2 protein-coding genes and 1 pseudogene are annotated in these 1,961 nt (G+C 69.6%); 1 reads left to right on the top strand and 2 read right to left on the bottom strand.

The annotated features are described in order from the left end of the window. Positions 1 to 55: 55 nt before the first annotated feature. Together cynS and G6017_RS10115 are read right to left on the bottom strand one after the other, a co-directional pair. Complete coding sequence (gene cynS / locus G6017_RS10120; protein ID WP_182617205.1) at positions 56 to 505, bottom strand: cyanase; 450 nt, start codon at positions 503 to 505, stop codon at positions 56 to 58. Positions 506 to 537: 32 nt separating this feature from the next. Continuing rightward, complete coding sequence (locus G6017_RS10115) at positions 538 to 1,395, bottom strand: formate/nitrite transporter family protein (RefSeq protein ID WP_182617203.1); 858 nt, start codon at positions 1,393 to 1,395, stop codon at positions 538 to 540. Positions 1,396 to 1,651: 256 nt separating this feature from the next. Between G6017_RS10115 and G6017_RS10110 the strand changes: the two are divergent. Continuing rightward, positions 1,652 to 1,961, top strand: a pseudogene (locus tag G6017_RS10110) (hypothetical protein); the annotation flags it as partial.

Below are 1,961 nucleotides of genomic sequence, written 5' to 3'. Positions count from 1 at the left end.
CGGCCCGGGCGCCCGCGGAGGGGGCCGGTCGTTCTACCCGGCGGCCCGGGCGCCGTCACCAGCGGTAGTCGAGGAACTTCCCGTCCAGGGTGATCACCACCCGGTCCCCGTCGGGGTCCGGGCGCCTCGCGAAGTCCACCGAGAAGTTGATGGCGCTCATGATCCCGTCGCCGAACTCCTCGTGGATGAGTGCCTTGAGCGCGGGCCCGTACACCGAGAGGGCCTCGGTGAACCGGTAGATCGTCGGGTCGGCCATCACCTCCGGCGGAGTCCCTCGGTTCGGTTGCAGGGCCAGGCTCTCCGCCACGGCCTCGTCCAGGCCGAGGAGTTCGCACACCGACCGCGCCTGCTCGGCGGACATCGGGTGTTGGCCCAGCAGGGCCGCGGTGGTCCACACCAGCGGTGCGCCCAGGTGATCGGCCAGTTCTGCCCAGGTGCGTCCCTGACGGATGCGGGCGGACTCCACGTGGGCCGCGGCGTCGTGCTTGGACATGATGGGGGTCATCGGGGTTCCTCTCGGATGGGGTCGTGTGTCGCTCAGACCGAGGCGGGCTCGCGGTCGGCCTCGCGCTCGGCCGGCTCCTCCGGCAGCGGCCGCTGCGCCTTGGTGCGGGCGTGGGTGACGTACAGGGTCAGACCCACAAAGCAGAGTCCGCCGACGAGGTTGCCGATGACGGTGGGGATCTCGTTCCACACCAGGTAGTCGGCCAGCGAGAACTCTCCGCCGAGGATCAGGCCGGTCGGGAACAGGAACATGTTGACCACCGAGTGCTCGAATCCCATGTAGAAGAACAGCATCACGGGCATCCACATGGTCAGCGCCTTGCCGCTCACGCTGGTGGACATCATCGCGGCCACTACGCCCGTCGAGACCATCCAGTTGCACAGCACTCCACGGAAGAACAGGGTCAGCATCCCGGCCGCCCCGTGCTCGGCGTACCCGAGAGTTCGGGACTCACCGATCTCGCCGAGTCGTTGGCCGACCTCGTCCGGCGCGATGTTGAATCCGTAGGTGGTGATGAAGGCGATGAGGAACGCCACGGTGAGGGCGCCGGCGAAGTTGCCCAGGAAGACCAGGCCCCAGTTCCGGAGCATCCCCCGGACCGTGACCCCCTTGCGCTTGTCCAACAGGGCCAGCGGGACGAGCGTGAACACTCCGGTCAGCAGATCGAAGCCCAACAGGTACAGGAGGATGAAGCCGACGGGGAAGAGCACCGCCCCGAGGAGCGCGCTGCCGGTCTGGACCGTGACGGTGATGGCGAACGCGGCGGCCAGGCCCAGGATGGCGCCCGCCATGAAGCTCCGGATGAGCGTGTCACGCGTGGACATACGGACCTTGCTCGCTCCGGCGTCGATCATCGCGCGGGTGAAGTCCGAGGGTTGGACGTAGGACACTTCGTTGACTCCAGCTGTGCGGCGGGCGTGCGGACGTACCGGAGTGAGTGTGGCCGAGCTATGTGACGCGGTCGTTACCCCGGACCGCACACCGGTAACCGAGCCCTCACCTCGCGCCGGCCGCACGGTGAGGTGAGAGTTCGGCCCCCCGTGGAACCAGACAGGCCGGCGCGCCGTCAGACACTGTGACGGCGCGGGAGGAAGGACCGGTGTGGGGTACACGATCGGCCGGGTCAGACGGTGGGATGTCGGGGGCGTGACGACGGCGAGCTCCGCCGTCGCAGAGCGGGTGGCGCTGGCTGTCGAGGCCCGAACGGCTCTGGCTGCCGGGCGCTCAGCGCTGGACGTGGGCTGGAACGGCGTGGCAGCCGATGCGGTCCTGGACGCCGCCGAGGGCGAGAAGGTGCACATCACCAAGCTCGCGGACGGTCTCGGGGAGCTGGCTGACGCCCTCTCCCGGGCCGCCGCCGCGGTGGGGCCGGCGGTGCAGGCGGTTCGTGACCGGGTCGACGAGGCCGAGACCGCCGGGCTCGTGGTGGGCGAGGACTCCGTGGGACCGGCTCCCG

The sequence above is a fragment of the Dietzia sp. B44 genome, from assembly GCF_014145245.1.
GTDB classification, from domain to species: Bacteria; Actinomycetota; Actinomycetes; order Mycobacteriales; family Mycobacteriaceae; genus Dietzia; species Dietzia natronolimnaea.
This window is presented reverse-complemented; position numbering and strand designations above follow the sequence as displayed.